Below are 20,244 nucleotides of genomic sequence, written 5' to 3' on the forward strand. Positions count from 1 at the left end.
TGAGATCACCGAAGTCGCATTCCGGCCCGCGGCGTCGCTGCCGCCTTCTAAAGTGGCCGCATGGATGACGAGTCGCCCAAGACGGTGCGGGACCTGATGTTCGTGGAGCGTCCGGCCGAGACTCATTTCCCGGAGTCGAGCACCCCTGGGGCCCTTCGTGGTCTTGCGCTGGATGACGACAATGCGCTGGTCACGCACGCCGATCTGTTTCCGGCCAACGTGGCTGCGATCACGGCGGCCGTCGCCCTCCTGGGCGCGGGCGCCGCCCTGGGCGTCGCCTCCCTCAAGGCCGCACCGCATGTCAAGAGCAAGCTGAACGACCTCAGGTCGAAGCTGAACCGCAAGGCGAACGACACCACCGAGGCCACCGTCCTGGAGGCCGAGCCCGAGCAGGCCGACGTCATCCGACTTCGCCCCCGCACGCTCCCCTCGGCGGGCTCCGGCTCAGCCGCGCGAAGGAAGGATGACGCTGCGGGCTGACATGGCGCTCGCGGGCCAGGCCGACGATGCACCAGCCGCCCCGTCCCAGGTGCGCAGCGCATTGGTCTCCGTTGACCAGCCCGGGACCTAGGCCATCTCTTCTGGATCTTTCCGGCCCGCGATGCCCGACATCGCTGAATGGTGACAGCCGGGGCGGTGGATACTGTGGTGTTGCATGTGAAGTTCATTGACGGCCGGGGGACTTGAGCGCAATGGCAGCACAGGGTCAGACAGGGGCAACGCCTCCTCCACCACCTCCATATCCTCCGTCACACTCGCCATCGACGCCTGGCTCAGTGCCTCCCCGATGGGCATGGTGGGTCGGGGGGATCGCGATTCCGCTGCTGGGCATCGTGGTCAGTGTGATCGTGAGCGGCGGCCGTGATGCCGCAGCCCCCGCACCCATATCCGCCACCGGTTCGCAGACGGCCGTCCCCACACCGACCCCTACGGACCCAGCGCCTCCCGCTCCGAGCCCGACCTTGACCGCCGGCCTGACTCCCGGGCCGAGCGGAAGCACCACACCATCGGCCGACACCGACCTCACGCCCCCGGCCGGACACGGCCCGGCGCGCAAGGCGACATGGGGTCTGGCGCCTGCCCCGTGCACGCAGCACGAGCAGCAGCTGGTGGACCTCGACACCGGCGAGAGCCGCGTCGAGCAGGAAGACAACGGGGCAGTGGCGAACCCTGGCGGCGCCGAACTGCTGTACTGGCCGGACACCTGCACGGGGATCGGGGACTACGTGCTACGGGCTCTGCCGAATACCCGGGCGGGTCTCCTGCGGGCAGATGCTCCCCGTACCGCCGAGGCCTGCAAAGCGGCCGCGGGCACCGGCTTCGCCGCGCTGCCCCTGTACGAACGGCGGGACACCAAGGAGCGAGGCTTCACCGTCGGTGCCGCCCTGTGCGCAGTGACCGCCGACGGCGCGGTCGCCATGGCGTTGATCGACCACATGAGCGGAGGAGCAACGACGGACGTGTCGGTCAGCGGCAATTTGTACGTGTGGCCACAGACCTCGAACTAGGGCAACTTTCGGGCCATATTGCTGACTGGTGTCGGCCAGCTCGCCAGCCGGGGTCCCCTTTGACGGGCCCGGCGGCGCGCTGAACGGCCTGGCGGGACTCGGCTAGGCCGTTTCCTTCGGATTACCTGGCTGACCAGATGAAAATGGCGGCGAGGTGGAGTCCGGCGAGGTAGATGGTGGCGGTCTTGTCGTAGCGAGTGGCCAGGCCGCGCCACTGCTTGAGCTTGTTGATGCAGCGTTCGACGGTGTTCCGCTGTTTGTAGGCCTCGCGGTCGAAGGCAGGTGGGCGGCCGCCGAGTCGGCCGAGCCGTTTGCGGTTGGCGGCCTGGTCGGCCGGCTGCGGGATCACCGCCCTGATTCCGCGGCGCCGCAGATGGCGGCGGATCGCCCGGGACGAATAGGCCTTGTCCGCCAGGACCACGTCCGGGGTGATCCTGGGACGGCCGACCGGCCGGGGCACTCGTAAGCGGGTCATGACCTGCACGAACGCTGGTGCGTCACCGGCCTGGCCCGGCGTGAGAACGAACGCCAGTGGCCTGCAGCGGCTGTCTGCGGCCAGGTGGATCTTGGTGGTCAGTCCGCCGCGGGACCGTCCGAGGGCATGGTCGGGCGGCTCGCCGGACGGGGCCCCTTTTGACGGGCCCCGGCGGCGTGCTGGTGGGCACGGACGACGGTGGAGTCGACGGCGACGACCCAGTCGAGGTCGCCTTCGGCGTCGGCCTGCGAGAGCAGGGCGGTGAAGACCTTCTCCCAGGTCCCGTCGGCGGCCCACTTGCGTAGTCGGTTGTGGGCGCCCTTCCACGACCCGAAGTGCTCGGGCAGGTCCATCCACGGCGTCCCGGTGCGGTACTTGAACGCGATGGCGTCGATCACCTGCCGGTGATCCCGCCACCGCCCGCCCCGCCGAGGTGTCCGGTCCGGCAGCAGCGGCTCGATGCGGGCCCACTGGGCGTCAGTCAACGACACACATCAACCAACGATCCGATGATCTGAAGGAAACGCCCTAGCTCGGGCGGATCGCGGCCTCGATGTCGGCGAGTTGGGCGGCGAGGATCTCTTCGAAGGCGGCGCGGCGCTCCGCACCGAGGGGGCGGACGTCGCGGGCGAAGTGGGCCAGGGCCGGGAAGCGTTCGGGATCGGCGCCGAGTACCGCGACGCGGAACAGCTCCATGCCTTGTTCGTGCTCTTCGGGGGTGACGGCGCTGACTCCGGCCTCGGAGGCGATCAGCGCTGCGACGAGGACCGCCAGCCGGTGGTAGCGCAGCGGGATCTCCTCATCGGGCAGCCCCGACGCGCGCAGGGCCTGCAGCACCTCTTCCACGACCAGCCGGGAACCGGCGCCGCCTGACGCGTACCGCCCCCAGACCGCGGCGAGCTGGGGCTGTCGGCCGAACGCCTCTCTGAGGCGCAGGGCCAGGGCGGTGATGCGCTGCTTCCAGTCACCCTCGGGGCGGTAGCCGTCCATCGCGGCCAGGAGAATCCGGTCGGCGACCGCACGCAGCAGTTCGGTCTTGCTGCGGAAGTGCCGGTAGAGGCTGGAGGAATCGGTCCCGAGGGCCGCGGCCAGCTTGCGCACGCTGAACGAATCCGCATCGCTCGTGCGCAGCAGCTCGGCCGCCGCATCCAGGATCTCTTCGGTTGACCAACGCCTTCGGCCTGCCATTTTGCTCCTCTCGCCGAGTCTCACCCTACCTGTGCACTCGGTGTTGCACGCACCGCGTGCATAATGAGGACATGAGCGTGCCGGGCGGGCCGGCATGCCACTCGTGCCCTGTTGTCCGGGTCAGGCAACCGATGCGGAGCCCACCCCGGGGAAGACGAAAGGACGCATGACGTGAAGAACCCACTGGATGGCGCTGCGCTGGACGCAGCCCTCGAAAACGTCCACCGAGCCGGAATGCCTGGCCTGTTCGCCGAGGTGCGGGACGGCGACCAGGTCTGGCGCGGTGCCGCCGGGGTCGCCGACCTCGCCACCGGCCGCCCCGTCACCGCCGACATGCGCCACCGCGTCGGCAGCATCACCAAGACCTTCACCGCCGCCGCGGTCCTGCAACAGGTCGAGAGCGGCCGGATCGGTCTCGACACACCGATCGGCCGGTACCTGCCGAAACTGGTTCCCGGAGCACTCGGTGACGCGATCACGGTCCGGATGCTGATCAACCACACCAGCGGCCTCGCCGAGTTCCTCCCTTACGCCTACCCCTCCCTCAAGGGGATGCCCGTCGTCGCGGACACCCGGCCCCAGAGCCTGGACGACCACCGGTTCACACGGTTCGACCCCGTTGAACTGATAGAGATGGGGGTCACCGCGCCTGCCGTCGGCGCCCCGGGCGGTGCTCCGGGGGTGTACTCCAACACCAACTACTTGCTCCTCGCCCAACTCCTGGAAGAGGTGACGGGCACTGCGGCCGAGCGGTACATCACCCGCAACGTCATCGAGCGCGCCGGGCTCCGGGACACCGAACTCCCCGCCGGACCGTACGTCGACGGACCGCACTCGCAGCTCTACGAGGCGTGGTTCGGCATGATCGACCCACCGCGCGACTACAGCGTCTACGACATGTCATATGCGGGGCCAGCGGGCTCCCTGATATCGACCGTCGCGGACCTCAACCGCTTCTACCGCCTGCTGCTGGCCGGAGAGATCGTCAGCCCGTCGTCGCTGGCGCAGATGCAACGCACGGTCCCGGTCGTCTCCCAAGAGGGAAGGACGATCGACTACGGCCTCGGCCTGCACCCGATGGAGGGTCCCGGTCAGGGCGTCTTCTGGGGCCATGGCGGCACAGTCTGGGGAGGTGGAGCGCTGGCCATGATCCGTGCCGACGGCAAGCGGCAGATGGCGGTCGCGGTGAACCTGCAGAGGTGGAACCGGCTCGACTCCTCCGGCACGCCGCAGCCCCATCCCATCGACGACGCGCTCGCGACTCTGTACCGCCTGGCGATGTACGGCTGACCGGGACCGGGCGTCAGCCGAGGGTGTTCATCAGGATGATGGCCAGGAGGTCCAGGAGGATGACGGCGACGACGGCGACGATCATGAACCAGGCCCTGCGCGATTCGTCCATGCCTGCGAGTCACCTCCCGACTCGGGCGCGCCGCCGCGTGCGGTCCGCAGGACCGCACGGGGGACTCGTCCACCTCCGGCCATCATGACCCGATTCCGGCCGGAGCACAGGTCGGGGGCAACGCCCCCGCGGCCGGGACGCCCACGGCAGGTCAGGCGACCCAGGTTCCGGTCATGCCGACGACCGCCGAGCCGTCCTGGTCGGCCAGCTTGGTCCCCGTGAAGTCGCGGGCCCACGGGGAGGTCTGGATACGGAAGGCGGGCCGGTCGGCGGTGAGCGCCTCCATGACGGACTCGGCCGCGCCGGCCGGGGTCTGTGCGCCGTTCAAGAACTGGCCGACCGTGCGCTCGACGTAGTGGCGCAGCGCGTCGGAGTACGGGCCGGCGGCGGCGATCCGGGCTTCGAGGTCGAGGCCGATGTTGTTCACGAACTCCGTCGCCACGGCGCCGGGCTCGATGACGGACACGCTCACACCGACGGCGCCGGCGACGGGGGCCAGGCTCTCCATGTACCCCTCGACGGCGAACTTCGCGGCGCAGTAGGCCTCGTTGAAGGGCTGACCGATGACGCCGCCGACGCTGGTGACCGTGATCAGGCGGCCCCCGGTGGCCCGCAGGTGGGGCAGCGCGGCCTTGGAGACGTTCAGCACGCCGAAGAAGTTGACCTCCATGACCTCGCGGACGTCGGCGACGGATTCGAGTTCCAGGGTGCCCACGTGGCCGGCGCCGGCATTGTTGACGACGGCGTCCAGCCGGCCGTAGTCGGCGATGACGCCCTCCACGGCGGCGGCGACGGAGGCCTCGTCGACGACGTCGAGCTGTCGGATGTCGAGCTCGACGCCCGCCTCGACCGCGGCCTTGCGCAGGGCGTCGGCGCGGCGGGTGTCGCGCAGGGTGGCGACGGTACGCCAGCCGGCCCGGGCGGCGGCGATCGCGGCCGCCAGGCCGATGCCGGAGGAGGTGCCGGTGATCAGAACGGTGCGGGCGGAGGTCGCGGAGGTGGCGGCGGAGGGGGTCGACATGGCGGGGCCTTTCACAGGGGTGATTTATGTGCGTGCACACACACTATAAAATTATGTGCGTGCGCACGCAAGCTCTAGACTGCCGACATGCCGAAGAAGCTCACCGAATCCGAGATGCCGACGGCCGACTACGCCTTCTACGGGCTGGTGTGGGCCGGAACGGTCATGACCGATCGCGTCGACCGGGCCCTGGTCAAGGCCCACGACCTCCCCGTGTCCTGGTTCGAGGTCATGCTGTGGCTGGTCTCCAGCCCCGACCCGGTGCCCGCCTCCGTACTCGGCAACAGCACCCTGCTCAGCCGCAGCCAGGTCTCCCGTGTCGTGGACGCCTTGCAGACCCGGGGCCTGGTGACCCGCACGCCCTCGGCGCGCGACGCCCGGTCGGTGGAGGTCTCCCTCACCGAGGCGGGCCGCACGGTGTTCGCCGAGGCGGACGCCACCCGGCGCGAAGCCCTCGCCCCGGTCTTCACCGAGCTCCTCGACGAGAAGGACCTGGAGGCACTGGGCACCGTGTGGCGCAAGCTCAAGGCCGCGAAGGCGGCAGAGGCGGCGCAGGCCGATCAGGAGCGCGCCGGGTAGTCCCCCGTCCGGGAAGGGCTACGGGCCGCCATCGACCTGACAGACTCAGCCGAGCTGATAGTCGAACCAGATCCGGTGGGTGCCGTCCGCATCGACCGCCATGCCCCCGGCACCCGCGATTCCCGCCAGTGCGCCGGTGCCGCTGGAGGGCACGATGGTGAAGAACTCCGCAGTGCGGTCGCTGCCGGACGTGGTCGCCGAGTGCACGAAGTTGAAGGACCCGTCCCGGCCGTTCAGTGAACCCTCGAAGGACTCCATGGCGACATAGGTGCCGACGCCGGTCCCCTGGTCGAACGCGGCGGTGAACAGGGTCGCGGAGCGGCCGGCCGCCTCGCCCTCGAACGACTTCTCCATGGTCGCGACACCGACGGGGAGCCCGGTGGGGACGGCAGGCTCCGGCTTCAGCCCGGTCGGGACGAACGCTTCGACGGTGAACGTTCCAGTAGCTCTCATGGACCGACCGTAGCGGTGGGCACCGACAACGCGCCGCCGGCCGGGACGGCGCGGCGGCCGCACGCGGCGGCCGCCGCGCTGTCAGTCGAGGTGCCCGTCGGGGGTGAGGGTGGCGGCGACCGCGAAGAAGCGGGCGCAGCGCCGTGTCATGGCCTCCGGCGTCTGCTCCGGGTGCTTGACCCACCAGCGGACGAGGGTGGCGACCAGGTCCCGCCAGACGTACTTGAGCGCGTCGGCGTCCAGCGGGTCGGCGGACCCGGCCGCGCGCAGCAGTTCCGCGGTGCCGCCGGCGGCGAGCCGGTCGATGGCCGCCCAGTATTCCGAGGCCCGGCGCGCGGCCTCACCACCGGGCGGCAGGGTGGCGTCGTAGAGCACGAACCACGCCTCCCGCTGCCCCTCCAGGGCGGTGAAGATGCCGTGGAGCACGCGCAGCGGCGTGTTCGGGGCGGCCCCGCCCTCCCCCATCGCGGCGCGGACGGTGTCCAGCAGCCGGTCCCCGACCGGGACCAGGCAGGCCACGTACAGGTCCTCCTTGGTGCCGAAGTACTGGTGCAGCAGCGTCTTGGTGACTCCCACGCGCGCGGCGATCGCGGGGAGCGACGCGGCCGCGTAGCCGTGCGTACCGAACTCCTCCGTGGCCGCCTCCAGCATCTGCCGGCGGCGGTGCTGCCGCGGGACTCCCTTGGTACCGGCCTTCGAGGAATGCGAGGAGGGGGTTGCCATGCGCGGATATTATCAGTAGGTAATTTACCGCTAGGTAAATTACCTCGACCCCTGGAGCGCCGCCATGGCCGGCACCACCCCGCAGCCGCCGCAGTCCACGTCCCGCACCCGGTCCTGGTGGGGCTGGGGCTGGACGGACGCGCATCCCGACGACGCGGAATGCACCGCGATCGGCGCCCTGCTCCCCGGTACCCTCAGCCGCCCGCTCCCCGTGCCCCGCGTCCGCGACCTGGCCATCGCGGGCCCCGCCGTCGAACCCCCGCACAGCCTCGCCCGCCTGGTCGCCGCCGATCCCGCGGACCGCGCCGCGCACGCCATGGGCAAGGCCTACCGAGACGTGGTGCGCGCCCTGCGCGGGCACCCCGGCCGCATCCCCGACCTCGTCGCCCGCCCCACGGACGACCAGGGCGTGGCCGATCTGCTGGACTGGGCCGGTGAGCGGCAGGTCGCCGTCGTCCCGTACGGCGGGGGCTCCTCGGTCTGCGGGGGCGTCGAGTACCGCGGCGATGCCCACCGGGCCGTCATGTCCCTGGACCTGACCGCCATGGGCCGCGTACTGGAGGTCGACACCGAGGGCCGGGCGGCCCTCATCCAGGCCGGCACGCTCGGGCCGGGCCTGGAGGACCAGCTGCGGCCCCACGGCCTCACCCTGCGGCACTTCCCGCAGAGCTTCGAGTTCTCCACGCTGGGCGGCTGGCTCGCCACCCGGGCCGGCGGCCACTACGCCACCGGCCGTACGCACATCGACGACTTCGTCCAGTCGCTGCGCGTCGTGACCCCGGCCGGCACGAGCAGCTCGTGGCGGCTGCCCGCCTCCGGGGCGGGCCCCTCCCCCGACCGGCTGTTCCTGGGCTCCGAAGGGGCCCTCGGCGTCATCACCGAGGCATGGGTACGCCTGCAGGAACGCCCCCGCCACAAGGCGTCCGCGGCGGTCGCGTTCACGGACTTCCAGGGAGCCCTCGGGGCGGTGCGCGCCCTCGCGCAGTCCGACCTCTCCCCCGCCAACTGCCGTCTGCTGGACGCCGGTGAGGCCGCGCTGTCGGGCGCGGCGCACGACGGCAGCTCCGTACTGGTCCTGGGGTTCGAGTCGGCGGACGAACCGGTGGCCGCCCGGCTCGAACGGGCCGTCGCGCTGGCCCGCTCGCACGGCGGCCGGCACGAGGGGACGGACGGGGCCGGCGGCCGGGAGGACGGCCCGGACGGCGACGCGGCCGTGCGCGCCTGGCGCTCGGCGTTCCTGCGGATGCCCTACCTCCGCGACGGTCTGGCCCGGATGGGCGCGGTCGCGGAGACCTTCGAGACGGCGGCCACCTGGGACCGGATCCCCGGCCTGATCGACGACGTACGCAGGGAGGTCGGCGAGGCCGCGGTCAAGGCCACCGGATTCCCGGCGACCGTCAACTGCCGTCTGACGCACGTGTATCCGGACGGCGCGGCGCCCTACTTCACCGTGCTCGCGGCCGGCCGGCCGGGTGACGAGGTCGCCGTCTGGGACGACCTGAAGGCCGTCGCGGGCGAGGTCCTGCACCGCCACCGGGCCACCGTCACCCACCACCACGCGGTCGGCCGGGACCACCGCCCCGGCTACGACCGCCAGCGCCCGGAGCCGTTCGCCCTCGCCCTGAAGGCCGCGAAGGGGGCCCTCGATCCGCGCGGCATCCTCAACCCCGGTGTGCTCGTGGACTGATCGGGGCCCGTACACCCCGAAGGGTTCGGGTCCGCCGGACGACGGCCCCGACCCCTTCGGTCCACGTTCGGTCGGACGCGGTCAGACGCGGTCGGCCGCGATCAGGACGTACTGGAAGGAGCCGTCCTTGTAGGACTCGATGAACGCCTCTTCGATGCCGGTGACCAGGGAGGACGTGGCCCGCAGCTCCCAGTAGGGCAGGGTCTCGGGGGTCAGGTCGATGACGGCCTGCGGTACGAGACGGTTGTCGGCCATCGCGCGCAGGTACTCACGGCGGGAGTGGATGTTGCACTCGAAGTGCGCGTTGATCTGGGAGACCCACTTCGAGGGCTGGCCGTACTTCGGGTTCCAGCAGCCGGTGATGGTCACGTACCGGCCGCCGACCGCGAGGACGCGCGAGTGCTCCGCGAAGAGGTCGTGCAGGTCGACGTACATGCTCGACTCGTTGTTCCACGAGCCCGCGGCCTGCCCGGTCTCGAACGGGGTGCTGAGCATGTTGCAGACACGGGCCCGGACGTGGTCCTCGATGCCGAGTTCCTGGGCGCGCCGGTTGGCGAAGTCGGCCTGCTTGGCGGACAGGGTGACGCCCTCGACCTTGCATCCGAAGCGCTGGTGGGCCATGACCATCGAACCGCCGCGGCCGCAACCCGCGTCGACGAGCGTGTCGTCGCGCCCGATGGGGCCGAGGTGCTCAAGGAGGAGTTCGGCCTGGGCCGACTCCAGGCGGTGGAGCTCGGCGATCAGCTTCTTCTCGTATGCGCTGTCCTCGGTGTCGCCGAGGGCGGCGTGGTCGATGTCGCCGATGCCGTAGTGGTGGTGGTAAAGGCCGTCGACATCGCCGAGACGGAGGTTCACGGGCCTGGCCTCGTGGTCCCAGTAACGGGCGATGTCCCCCTGATAGGGAGTCACCGGGCCGGGGATGAACACGGAGGAGGTACCGGCGGCGGCGGTGAGATCGGTGCTAGTCATGAACAATTCCCATCTTTACCAGAAATCGGGCAGGCTGTAGCGATAGGTGTTGGTCTGGTGCCAGTAGTGGTTGCCGTCGACCCACACGGCCACCCCGCGCAGGAAGCGCTGAACGCTCGGGACGGGGCAGGTGACGGCCAGGTCGGCGGCTGCGGCCTCGAAGTCGCGCATGAGGTCGTTGTGGACCTCGACGGCCTTCAGGTAGGCCTCCTGGTCGGAGCAGCTCTCGCGTTCGGCGATCACCACCGGCAGGTTCAGGTGCCGTCCGGGACTGGCCAGTTCCTTGGTGTAGGAGTAAAGGTCGTTGACGATGGTGGTGGCGTTACCGGCCAGCGCGATCACCCGTTGCATGGCGGGCTGCGCGTGGAGGTCCGCCGGCAGTTCGTAGCCGCCGACGGAGTCGGTGATGGTGGGGCAGGGGCGGAAGTTGTTGAACTGGCGCATCGCCAGGTACTCCCACACCTCCGGGACGTACTCCGTCTGCGCCCAGGCCCCCTCGGCGAGATAGCCCATGTGCAGCCGGGCCATGTCGTGCCGGAACCGGTCGGCCTGCGAGGGGGTGGTGGCCTGGAGGAAGTACTCCATGGCCGAGCGGTAGGCGCGCCGGGGAGCGTCCGAGAGGAGCGACGCCTCCCAGTCCGGCGCGTACTCCTTCGTCGTGTGGACGGGGTCGAGAGCGGTGTGCGCCAGCAGCAGGCGTCCGCCGAGGCCGACGGGCGAGCCGCCGTGGTCCTCGCAGTAGCAGTCGTCGACCGCGTTCTCGGCGACCATCAGCCGGGTGGCGAGCATCAGGTGGTCGATGCTGGGGGCGTCAGGATGGCAGGCGACCATGTAGCGCCCGACGGAGAAGCCGTCGAACTGGTCCTCCCAGTCCTCCGGGTAGAGCGACACCTCGTCCAGCGCCCAGGCCTTGATACGGCGGCTGAGCTCCTCCACCCGCACCGGGTCGGGCTCCGGCACCGGGTGGTAGTAGAGGCCCGGGATCGGGTGGCCGGCCACCGGCGCGGGTGTGTCGGGCGCCGCGGTTGCCGCGGGCGCGTCGCTCCGGGCCCAGTGCAGGCTCGCCGTGCCCAGACCGCTGGGCCCGCGCAGGATCCGTTCGAGGGCGGCACTCGGCTGCGGCGCGGCGGCCGCGGCCGCACCCTCGTCGGGTACGGGTACGGGTACGGGTGTCAGGACCGGGGGCCCCGTCGGCAGGGCGGGCGGGACGGGCAGGGCGGGCGAGGGCGGTGGAGAAGGCTCGCCCGGCCCGCCGCCGGCGGCGGGTTCGGCGCCGGCGGCGAGGGCGTTGGCGAGCACGTGGGCCCCGAAGGACGCCACGGCGGCGGGCAGGCTCGACTGCAGAGGGGAAGGCCCAGGATCGGGCATCCGTAACTCCTTGGAGAGGTAAGTGGGTTGTCCCGGATCCCGGGCATGCTCGGCGGGCCAGGACAGGCAGAGGTCCTGGCTGTCACGGCCGTCGGGCAGGTCCTCTTAGTCCCGCCTGCGGGCGATCTGCACGTTCTCCAGCACACCGAGCGCGTCGGGCACCAGGATGGCGGCGGAGAAGTAGGTGGTGACCAGGTAGGAGATGATCGCCTGCTCGCTGATCCCCATGAAGCGCACCGAGAGGCCCGGCTCGTACTCCTCCGGCAGGCCGGTCTGGCGCAGACCGACGACGCCCTGGTTGTCCTCGCCGGTTCGCATGACGAGCACCGAGCTGGTGTTCTCCTTGCTGATCGGGATCTTGTTGCAGGGCAGGATCGGGACCCCGCGCCAGGCCGGGACCGACTGCCCGCCGACGTCGACGTGGTCCGGGTAGAGCCCGCGGGAGTTGAACTCGCGCCCGATCGCGGCGATCGTCCGGGGGTGGGCGAGGAAGAACTTGGAGCCGCGGCGGCGGCAGAGCAGCTCGTCGAGGTCGTCCGGGGTCGGCGGGCCGGAGTGGGTCTGGATCCGCTGCTTGAAGGCGGCGTTGTGGAGCAGACCGAAGTCCCGGTTGTTGATCAGCTCGTGCTCCTGGCGCTCGCGCAGCGCCTCGATGGTGAGCCTGAGCTGTTCCTCGGTCTGGTTGTGCGGACCGTTGTAGAGGTCGGCGACCCTGGTGTGGATCCGCAGCACCGTCTGCGCGATGGAGAGTTCGTACTCGCGGGGCTTGAGCTCGTAGTCGACGAAGGCGCCGGGCAGTTCCGCCTCACCGGTGTGGCCGGCGGACATCGCGATCTCGGCCTCGCCGTGCCGGTTCTGGCGCTGCTGCGGGAGCGAGCTGAACCGGTTGATGTGGTCCTGGAGTTGCGGCGCCACGGCGAGCACGGAGGCGAAGTCGCCGCGGGAGAGGGTGAGCAGGATGCCAGGGGTCTCGGCGGTGGCCGTGTAGTCCCAGGTGGCGTCCGCGTCCAGCAGGGCGTTCTCACCGAACCGGTCGCCGTCGGCGAGGACGGCGACGGCGACGTCGTCGCCGTACTTGCCGACGGAGGTCTGGCTGATCCGGCCGTGGGCGATCAGGTGGATCTGGTCGGCGGGGGCACCGCGCTCGACGATCACCTCACCGGCCCGGAAGTCGCGCTGCACGCACCGGTCGGCGATCGCGGTCAGCACCTCGTCGTCGTCGAAGCCGCGCAGCAGGGCCAGTTCGCCGAGCTCGCGCGGGATCACCCGGACGTTCGCGCCGTCCTGGACGAACTCGATGGTGCCGTCGCCCACGGTGTACGTCAGCCGGCGGTTGACCCGGTAGGTGCCACCCTTGGTCTCCACCCAGGGGAGCATCCGCAGCAGCCAGCGGGAGGTGATCTCCTGCATCTGCGGGGCGGACTTGGTCGTGCTGGCAAGGTTGCGGGCCGCCGCCGTGCTCAGGCTGGACTGCCGCGGCGGCTCCAGCTGGGCTTCCGGGCTGGTGTCAACGGTCATCGGGCGAGCTCTCCTTCGTAAGGGTGGTGATCGGCGGATGCGCACATCACCGAGGAACGAGGAAAAAAAGGGGGGGAATATCCGGGAATTCCGTCCAGATCCGGGGGAACAGTAGCGGCCGGTGCATCCGCCTTGAGCCTGAAAACCGTTGGCATTACCTCGATGCAGTGATCTTGTAACGCAGGTGGTTTGCCGGGGTTGTGAACGATATTCGGCCTTGCTCATGAACGCGGCCGAAAAGCGGCGCGGCGGTCGGCTCACGGGGCTGCCCTCATCTGCTAGAGCGTGTCCGTTCGGGTGCGGCCGGCCGCCACATCGCCGTCACCTCCAGGGGGCCCGCCGTCAGGCGCGTCAGGGTGGTGAAGCCGAAGCGGTGATAGAGCCGGACGTTCGCCTCGTCGGCGGTGGTGAGGAAGATGCCGCCGGGCGCGGGGGTCACGGCGAGCAGGTGGCCGAGGAGCCGCCCTCCGGCGCCCCGTCCCGCCGCCTCGGGCTCCACGCCGATGAACTCCAGGGTCCAGGCCCCGGCCGGGGTTTCGGCCTCGGCGGCACGCAGATAGCGCAGCGTCCGCACCAGGGTGCGCGGGCCGCAGCCCACCAGGGTGCGGGCCGCCCAGGCCGCCCGGGCCGCACCCGAGGGGACGGTGGCGGGCGGGGTGAGGATGGCGGCGGCGACGGGCCGCCCGTGACGGTCGGTCAGCAGGTGGCGGCGGGCTCCGGGGAGCGTGGCGTGCGTACGCAGGGTGGCGGTGAACCAGGCCTGCCGTACGCGGTCCGATCCGCCCGCGATCCATGTCATGGCGGGTTCGCGGACGAAGGCTGCGGCGAGCACCGGCGCGCACCGCGCGGGCGGCGGGGCGTCGTCGCGGTCCAGGCGGCCTGGACCGGCACCGGGACCGGGACCCGCAGCTGGACCGGGACCGGGACCCGCGTCGGGGTCAGACATCGCGCCGCCGTTCCAGCGGCGCCTCCGGCACGAGGTGGCACACCAGGAGCTTCAGGAAGTTGAGCGTTGCGAACCAGGCGAGGGCGGAGGGCACGGGCAGCCAGAACAGGTTGACCACCACGGCGGCGGAGTAACCGGCCATGGCTGCCGGGCGCTTGAGATGGACGGGCGTGAACTCCACGAGCACGGCGGCGGAGAGCAGCAGCGCGGTGTTGCCCAGGGTCCAGCCGCGGTCCCCGCCGAGCACCAGCAGGCCCATCGCGGCGAGATGGAGCACGTGGGCGCCGACGAAGAGCAGGCGGGCGCGCCGGGCCCCGGGGGCCTGGCGGTGGTACCAGCGCTTGGCGGAGTTCGTCGCGTTGGTGAGGATCCCTCCGAGCAGATCGAGGCCGATCAGCACCACCACGGCCCGCTGGAGGCCGTTCCAGTCATGGTGGATCCCCGACGACCACACCCCGGCCGCGAGCAGCACCGCGCACCCGCCCGCGCCGATCAGTTCCACCGCCGACTCGGAGCGGGACTTGCCCGGCCCCATGAACCGCTCCAGGCGGCCCAGCGGTCCCGGGGAGGTGGGCGGTATCTCCCAGTGGATCTCCAGGTCAGTGCGCACACCCGGCCGCTCCGCCGTTCCACAGCCCCCGCAGCAGGCTCCAGACCTGCTCGCTCCCCGGCACCGCGCGCCGTCGGCGGCGCCGAGCGCAGCGTGCCCAGCGCCCATTCGTCGGCCGCCCGCATCACGGCCGCGGTCGCACCGGCCAGCAGGGCCGGGTCCACGTCCGTCCGGATGAATCCGAGCCGCTGTCCGGTACATCAATGCGGCGGAACCGAATTGATCACGTTTGACGTCTTCGGGGCCACATGGCCGGCCAGGAAGAGGAGAACCTGACGTGAGGACCCCGGACGCATGGACGTCGCGACGCGCACTGCTGACTGTGGGGGCGGGGGCGGCACTGGCCGCCGCACTGCCGGTGGGTGCGGCCCGTGCCGCGTCACCGGTGGCGGGGCTGAGCGCGCTGGAGCGCGAGTACGGGGCGCGGCTGGGGGTGTACGCGCTGGACACCGCCACCGGCCGGACCGTCGTCCACCGGGCTGACGAACCGTTCCCCATGTGCTCGCTGTTCAAGACGCTTGCGGCGGCTGCCGTGCTGCGGGACCTCGACCACGACGGCGCGCATCTCGCCAAGCGCATCCACTACACGCTCCAGGACGTCACGGACGCGGGTGGCGGGTCGGTCACGGAGCGGCCCGAGAACATCGCCGGCGGCCTGACCGTGGCGGAACTCTGCTCCGCCGCCATCGCCCAGAGCGACAACGCGGCCGCCAACCTGCTGCTGCGCGAGCTCGGCGGCCCCACCACGATCACCCGCTTCTGCCGCTCGCTCGGGGACCGCACGACCCGGCTCGACCGGTGGGAGCCGGACCTGAACACGGCCGAGCCGTGGCGGGTGACGGACACGACCACCCCCCGCGCGATCGGGCGGACGTACGCCCGCCTCGGGCTCGGCGACGCGCTGGACCCGGGGGACCGGGAGCAGCTGAACCGGTGGCTGCTGTCGAACACCACCAGCGGTGATCGCCTCCGGGCGGGCCTGCCGAAGGACTGGGCCGTCGCGGACAAGACGGGCGCCGGTTCGTACGGGACCAACAACAACGTGGGCATCGCCTGGCCCCCGGGACGCCCGCCCCTGGTCCTGGCCATCCTCTCGACCATGCCGGAGGCGACGACACCGCGCGACAACACGCTGATCGCCAGAACCGCGAAGCTCCTGGCGGACACGCTCGCCTGAGGCGGACCCCGTTGTCAGTGGCGCCGGGCACAGTGGCGACCATGCTTGCGATCACGATCCTGACCGAAACCGGTCGCCGACACGTACGGCCCTCCCTGAGGGAACTCTCCACGCTGGTCCACCGGATCGGCGGTGACGGCGACCGGTTCCTCGTCGTCCAGGCGATTCCCGACCTGCCCGATGTCTTCATCCAGGTGTGGCACCGCACCGGCGGCGACTACACCCTGGAGCACCGCGCCGGCAGCCCCGAGCGGCACTTCAGGATGTCGGTCGACGACCCCGGGGCGGTCATCGCCGCCATGACCGCATGGGTGGGCGGCCGCCGGGACGACTGGGAACGCGTGGAGTTCCCGCCGGCGGAGCCGGTGCCCCCGCTCGACCTCGGCGAGGAGGAGCGGGGGCTGCTGGAGGGCCGGATCCGCGAGGTACTGGCCGGCGGGTACACGACGCGGGACCGACTCGCCGAACTGGCCGAGGACTACCTCGTGTCCGGGGACCGCCGGCCCGTCTCCGCTGCCCAGGCCCGGGCGCTCGCCGACCGGATGTGGCTCGAACGGGTCGGGGAGCAGGCGGGGTGGGGGGGCGAGACCGATCCGGAGCGGCTGTCCCGGGCTTTCGCCGAGCTGGACGCGGCGGGCATCACGGCTCGCGAGAACTTCACCTGCTGCCGGAGCTGCGGGCAGGCCGAGATCGGAGCGGAGGGCGCACCGGAGACCCGCGGCTTCGTGTACTTCCACAGCCAGTGCACGGACGCGGCGACAGCCGGGCACGGCCTGACACTGCTGTACGGCGGCTTCGACGGAACCTCCGCGACCACCGCCGCCGTCGGCCGGGAGGTCGTCGCCGCCCTGGCCCGTGCGGGCCTGCCCACGGAATGGAACGGCGATCCGGGGCAGTCCATCACCGTCACCCCGCTGACCTGGCGCAGACGCCTCGTCGGCTAGTGCTGTGGCCGGAAAGGTTTGCCGGGTTGCGGCGTCCGGTGCATGGGGTCTCCCCAGGCCCGCAGGGCCTAGGGGAAGCATCGCAAGACGGAGGGCCGCGGCTCGTACTGGACGTACTTGCGCGGTCCGACAACCTGGGGGTCCCCCCGGACGGAGTCTGGGGGATGAGGTGCCGTGCCGGGCCTCGCAACCCGGTGAACCTTGCCGGTCACAGCACTAGCGATCCGGTGCGGGTCGCCGGCTTCGTCGGTACGGTGGTCGTTTGCCGATCGGGGAGGCGGGGACGGGGATGACCGCGTGGGGGCAGGTCGACATGGCGCGCAGTCAGGTGTTCGGGGAGGTGGCCGAGCTCTACGATGCCGCCCGCCCGGGATATGCGGACGCGCTGGCCGCGGAGGTGCTCGCGTACGCGGATCTGGGCGGGCGCACGGCCGTGGAGGTCGGTGCGGGGACCGGCAAGGCCACGGTGGCGTTCGCGGCGCTGGGTACGCCGGTGGTGTGCATCGAGCCCGATCCGCGCATGGCCGAGGTGCTCCGCCGCAACACCGTGCGCTACCCGGGGGTCCGGGTACACAGCGGCGCCTTCGAGGACTGGCGGCCCGGCGGCCGCCGCTTCGGGCTGCTCTTCGCCGCCACGTCCTGGCACTGGGTCGACCCGGAGCGGCGCCGGGATCTGGTCCGGAACGCCCTCGCGCCGGGCGGGGCCGTGGCGTTGTTCTGGAACCCGCAGGCGGTGCGCGACGCGCGGGTGCACGCCGCCCTGGCCGAGGTCGACCGCCGCCACGGGATCGATCGGTCACCGCACGCCGAACTGGTGTCCGCCTACGGCGATGCGCCCGGGAACTGGGCCGGACAGCCCGGCTGGCCCGAGGAGGAATGCCGCCGGGACGGGCGCTTCACCGACCTGCGGGCCGTCCGGTACCGGCAGGAGCGGCACTACGACACCGGCCGGTATCTGGGATACCTGGCCTCGATCTCGCGCTACCGCGTCCTGCCTCCCGACCGGCGCGAGCAGGTCCTCGCCGAGACGGCGCGGGTTCTGGACGCCCACGGTGGCGGCATCGAGATGGAGCACTTCAGCGACCTCTTCCTCGCCCGGGTGGCGTGAGCGGGACACCGTTCGCCGCGGCGCGGCTCCCGGCGCCGACGACAGGCCCTCCGACAGCTCGCCCGCACCGCTACTCCCGCCCGAGGCGCAGTCCGCGAAGGTGGTCCTCGGTGCACGCCGCACGGAACGCCTGGGGCGCTGGCCGCCCGGATCGAGCGGGCCGGTGGTCAAGCGGCCTGGATCCGTACCGACGTGACGCGGCGCGGCGACGTGTCCGGCCTCGTCGACCTGGCGCGGAAGCGCTACGGCAGGCCCGACGTCCTCGTCAGCGATGCCGGGGTCGGGCTCGTCTCCCCGCTCGACGAACTGCGCGTCGAGGACTGAGAGGAGATGATCGACGTCAACCTCAAGGGCGCCCTCTACGGGATCGCCGCGGCGCTCCCCGTCTTCCGGGAGCAGGGTTCCGGACACTTCGTCAACACCGTGTCCACCGCCGGTCTGCGCGTCGTGCCGCTCCAGTCGGTGTACGGGGGCACCGAGAACGCCGTGCGCACGATCTCCGAGGGCCTGCGCCAGGAGGCCTGGGACAGCCTGCGCGTCACCGTCGTGTCGCCCGGGGCCGTCCGTACGGACTTCACCGGGCGCATGGGACCGGGGGCGCGGGCCCGGATCGACCGGACGTTGGAGACCGCGCTGTCGCCGGACGCGGTGGCCCGCGCCATCGCCTCGCCGTCGAGCAGCCGGACGGTGTCGACGTGGGCGACATCGTCGTACGCCCCACCGCGCAGGCCTGAGAAGGGGACCGGCTCCGGCCGCGACGGGCCGTGCCGGGCCGTGCCGGTCCCCCGGGGTCCGCGTCCCTACGGGGCCATCTCGTAGGTGCCGGACAGCGCCTCGACCCGCGCCCAGACGCGCGCCGCCCGCTCCTCGTCGACTTCCGGACGCCGGACCGCGCCCAGCGCCCACTCCTGCTGGGCCGCCGTCGCGGAGTCCTTGCCGTACAGCTCGACCGCGTGGCCGGAGAAGTCACGCACGAGGACGGAGAACAGCTCGTCGAGCACCGACCCGTCCAGGTCCGTCAGGCGGGCCTGCTCCAGGATCAGCTGTCCGTACACGACCAGCGCGAACAGCTGGCCCACGGAGAGGAGGAAGTCGAGGTCGCGGCTCTGCTCCTCGTCCGGGGCGACGGTGGCCACGAACGCGCAGAGGGCATCGGCCTGCTCGCGGAACCGGGCCACGTTCGGCACGTCGGCGTACGCGTCGTACGCGGTCCGCCAGTCGTGGAACTGTACGGAGCCCAGACCCCGGGCCGGCCCCTGCTGGAAGAGGAAGGCGTCGTCGGCCGCGTCGAGCCGGGTCGGTACGGCCGGGTACTCGGCCGGGTTCAGCAGGTGGTTGCGCATGAACTTGAGGATCAGGGCGAGGTTGACGTGGACCGTGCCCTCCAGCTTCGGCAGACCGCGGATCTCGATGGCCGCCTGCGCGAAGTAGTTGTCCTTCTCGAAGCCCTTGGCGGCGATGACGTCCCACATCAGGTCGATGACCTTCTCGCCCTCCGTGGTCACCTTCATCTTCGTCATCGGGTTGAAGAGGAGGTAGCGGCGGTCGTCGGGGCCCGCGGTGCGGAAGTAGTCGACGGCGCGGTCGCTGAAGAGCTTCATCCCGACCAGGCGGACGTACGCGTCGGCCAGCTCCCGGCGTACGTGCGGGAAGGCGGTGACGGGGCGGCCGTAGAGGACCCGGTTGTGCGCGTGGGTGACGGCCTCGTACATCGCGTGCTCGCAGATGCCGATGGAGGCGGTGCAGAGGTTGAACTTGCCGACGTTGACGGTGTTGAGGGCGGCGTCGAAGGCGGCCTTGCCGGTGTGCAGGACGTCCTCGGCGCGGACCGGGTAGTCGTCGAGGCGGAACTCGCTGACGTACTTGGAGGAGTCGACGACGTTCTTGACCAGGTGGTACGCCGGGTGGCGGCTGTCGGCGGCGAAGAAGACGTAGCCGTCGGGGCCCTCGATGTCGGTGCGGCGGCCGAAGACGGAGACGAGGCCGGCGGCGTTGCCGTTGCCGATGTAGTACTTGGAGCCGCTCGCGCGGAATCCGCCGGCACCGGCTTCGTCGACGTACGGCTGCAGCAGCATGTCGGTGGAGTAGATGTCGGCGCCGTGGGTCTTCTCGGACAGGCCGAAGGCGAACACCTCACCCTCGGCGAGGAGCTGCGCGGCGCGGGCGCGGGCGTCGGCGTTGCCGCTCTGCCAGACCGGGCCGAGGCCGAGGATGGTGACCTGCCAGGCGTACCAGTAGTCGAGGCCGTAGAAGCCGAAGATCTCGTTCAGGGCGGCGATCCGTGCCGTGTCCCAGCGCTTGTCGGACTCCTCCTCGCCGGCCGCGGTGGCCGGGGTCAGGAAGGTCGCGAAGAGGCCCTCCTTCGCGGAGAAGGCGAGGAAGTCGGCGAGCCAGGCGCGGGAGCGGTAGTCCTCGATCAGCCGGCGCTTGCCGCGGCTCTCGAACCAGTCGACGGTGGCGCGCAGCAGCCTGCGGGTCTCGGGGTCGAAGTGCGCCGGGTCGTACGTGTGCGGGTTGAAGAGCAGGGCGTCTGCCATGGAGGTTCACCTTCCGAGGGGTTGGAGGAGG

At 71.4% G+C, this 20,244-nt stretch carries 19 protein-coding genes and 1 pseudogene; 9 read left to right on the forward strand and 11 right to left on the reverse strand.

All coding sequences use genetic code 11. The annotated features are described in order from the left end of the window. Positions 1-60: 60 nt before the first annotated feature. Positions 61-480: a hypothetical protein gene (locus tag ACZ4YL_RS10445; RefSeq protein ID WP_468115322.1), complete on the forward strand. Its 420-nt coding sequence runs from the start codon at positions 61-63 to the stop codon at positions 478-480. A 629-nt stretch (positions 481-1,109) separates the two neighbouring features. Further along, positions 1,110-1,508: a hypothetical protein gene (locus ACZ4YL_RS10450; protein ID WP_468115324.1), complete on the forward strand. Its 399-nt coding sequence runs from the start codon at positions 1,110-1,112 to the stop codon at positions 1,506-1,508. A 121-nt stretch (positions 1,509-1,629) separates the two neighbouring features. On the opposite strand, the gene ACZ4YL_RS10455 is transcribed toward ACZ4YL_RS10450, so the two are convergent. Continuing rightward, a protein-coding gene (locus tag ACZ4YL_RS10455) for an IS5 family transposase (RefSeq protein WP_468115325.1) occupies positions 1,630-2,474 on the reverse strand; the annotation gives its coding sequence in 2 pieces (ribosomal slippage) (positions 1,630-2,144 and positions 2,144-2,474; 846 coding nt in all). Positions 2,475-2,511: 37 nt separating this feature from the next. Then, positions 2,512-3,171: a TetR/AcrR family transcriptional regulator gene (locus ACZ4YL_RS10460; RefSeq protein WP_189744257.1), complete on the reverse strand. Its 660-nt coding sequence runs from the start codon at positions 3,169-3,171 to the stop codon at positions 2,512-2,514. A gap of 171 nt (positions 3,172-3,342) precedes the next feature. Between ACZ4YL_RS10460 and ACZ4YL_RS10465 the strand changes: the two genes are divergently transcribed. Further along, complete coding sequence (locus tag ACZ4YL_RS10465; RefSeq protein ID WP_468115328.1) at positions 3,343-4,461, forward strand: serine hydrolase domain-containing protein; 1,119 nt, start codon at positions 3,343-3,345, stop codon at positions 4,459-4,461. Between the two features lie 263 nt (positions 4,462-4,724). On the opposite strand, the gene ACZ4YL_RS10470 is transcribed toward ACZ4YL_RS10465, so the two are convergent. Further along, positions 4,725-5,594, reverse strand: coding sequence for an SDR family oxidoreductase (locus tag ACZ4YL_RS10470; protein ID WP_189744253.1), 870 nt, complete (start codon positions 5,592-5,594; stop codon positions 4,725-4,727). An 87-nt stretch (positions 5,595-5,681) separates the two neighbouring features. On the opposite strand from ACZ4YL_RS10470, the gene ACZ4YL_RS10475 reads away from it, so the two are divergent. Then, positions 5,682-6,173, forward strand: coding sequence for a MarR family winged helix-turn-helix transcriptional regulator (locus ACZ4YL_RS10475; protein ID WP_468115330.1), 492 nt, complete (start codon positions 5,682-5,684; stop codon positions 6,171-6,173). Positions 6,174-6,218: 45 nt separating this feature from the next. Here ACZ4YL_RS10475 and ACZ4YL_RS10480 read toward each other — a convergent pair whose 3' ends face one another. Both ACZ4YL_RS10480 and ACZ4YL_RS10485 read right to left on the reverse strand, forming a co-directional pair. Beyond that, complete coding sequence (locus ACZ4YL_RS10480; protein WP_468115332.1) at positions 6,219-6,626, reverse strand: DUF3224 domain-containing protein; 408 nt, start codon at positions 6,624-6,626, stop codon at positions 6,219-6,221. A gap of 81 nt (positions 6,627-6,707) precedes the next feature. After that, on the reverse strand, positions 6,708-7,349 hold the full coding sequence (locus ACZ4YL_RS10485; RefSeq protein WP_468115333.1) for a TetR/AcrR family transcriptional regulator: 642 nt from the start codon (positions 7,347-7,349) through the stop codon (positions 6,708-6,710). A gap of 64 nt (positions 7,350-7,413) precedes the next feature. Here ACZ4YL_RS10485 and ACZ4YL_RS10490 point away from each other — a divergent pair, with 64 nt between their 5' ends. Further along, on the forward strand, positions 7,414-9,036 hold the full coding sequence (locus ACZ4YL_RS10490) for an FAD-binding oxidoreductase (RefSeq protein WP_468115335.1): 1,623 nt from the start codon (positions 7,414-7,416) through the stop codon (positions 9,034-9,036). An 81-nt stretch (positions 9,037-9,117) separates the two neighbouring features. Here ACZ4YL_RS10490 and ACZ4YL_RS10495 read toward each other — a convergent pair whose 3' ends face one another. The 5 genes from ACZ4YL_RS10495 to ACZ4YL_RS10515 all read right to left on the reverse strand — a co-directional run bounded on the left by ACZ4YL_RS10495 (position 9,118) and on the right by ACZ4YL_RS10515 (position 14,447). After that, entirely contained in the window at positions 9,118-10,005 is an 888-nt protein-coding gene (locus tag ACZ4YL_RS10495) for a geranyl diphosphate 2-C-methyltransferase (protein WP_468115337.1), read from the reverse strand. Between the two features lie 15 nt (positions 10,006-10,020). Continuing rightward, on the reverse strand, positions 10,021-11,373 hold the full coding sequence (locus ACZ4YL_RS10500; protein ID WP_468115339.1) for a family 2 encapsulin nanocompartment cargo protein terpene cyclase: 1,353 nt from the start codon (positions 11,371-11,373) through the stop codon (positions 10,021-10,023). 105 nt (positions 11,374-11,478) lie between these two features. Then, on the reverse strand, positions 11,479-12,891 hold the full coding sequence (locus tag ACZ4YL_RS10505; protein WP_468115340.1) for a family 2B encapsulin nanocompartment shell protein: 1,413 nt from the start codon (positions 12,889-12,891) through the stop codon (positions 11,479-11,481). A 271-nt stretch (positions 12,892-13,162) separates the two neighbouring features. Next, positions 13,163-13,723, reverse strand: coding sequence for a GNAT family N-acetyltransferase (locus ACZ4YL_RS10510; protein WP_468115342.1), 561 nt, complete (start codon positions 13,721-13,723; stop codon positions 13,163-13,165). A 106-nt stretch (positions 13,724-13,829) separates the two neighbouring features. After that, on the reverse strand, positions 13,830-14,447 hold the full coding sequence (locus tag ACZ4YL_RS10515; protein ID WP_468115344.1) for a hypothetical protein: 618 nt from the start codon (positions 14,445-14,447) through the stop codon (positions 13,830-13,832). Positions 14,448-14,724: 277 nt separating this feature from the next. On the opposite strand from ACZ4YL_RS10515, the gene bla reads away from it, so the two are divergent. The 4 genes and pseudogenes from bla to ACZ4YL_RS10535 form a co-directional block, all read left to right on the forward strand. Then, the gene (gene bla / locus ACZ4YL_RS10520) at positions 14,725-15,624 is read left to right on the forward strand and encodes a class A beta-lactamase (RefSeq protein WP_468115346.1); all 900 of its coding nucleotides are present in this window, start codon (positions 14,725-14,727) and stop codon (positions 15,622-15,624) included. Between the two features lie 41 nt (positions 15,625-15,665). Further along, a complete protein-coding gene (locus ACZ4YL_RS10525) occupies positions 15,666-16,568 on the forward strand; it encodes a DUF6891 domain-containing protein (RefSeq protein ID WP_468115348.1) in 903 nt (300 codons plus the stop codon). 262 nt (positions 16,569-16,830) lie between these two features. Beyond that, on the forward strand, positions 16,831-17,676 hold the full coding sequence (locus tag ACZ4YL_RS10530) for a class I SAM-dependent methyltransferase (RefSeq protein WP_468115349.1): 846 nt from the start codon (positions 16,831-16,833) through the stop codon (positions 17,674-17,676). Positions 17,677-17,764: 88 nt separating this feature from the next. Next, a pseudogene (locus ACZ4YL_RS10535) lies at positions 17,765-18,410 on the forward strand (SDR family oxidoreductase); the annotation flags it as partial. A gap of 66 nt (positions 18,411-18,476) precedes the next feature. On the opposite strand, the gene ACZ4YL_RS10540 reads toward ACZ4YL_RS10535, so the two are convergent. Beyond that, positions 18,477-20,213: an acyl-CoA dehydrogenase family protein gene (locus tag ACZ4YL_RS10540; RefSeq protein WP_468115351.1), complete on the reverse strand. Its 1,737-nt coding sequence runs from the start codon at positions 20,211-20,213 to the stop codon at positions 18,477-18,479. Between the last annotated feature and the right edge of the window lie 31 nt (positions 20,214-20,244).

Source organism: Streptomyces sp. NPDC030021 (assembly GCF_055574035.1).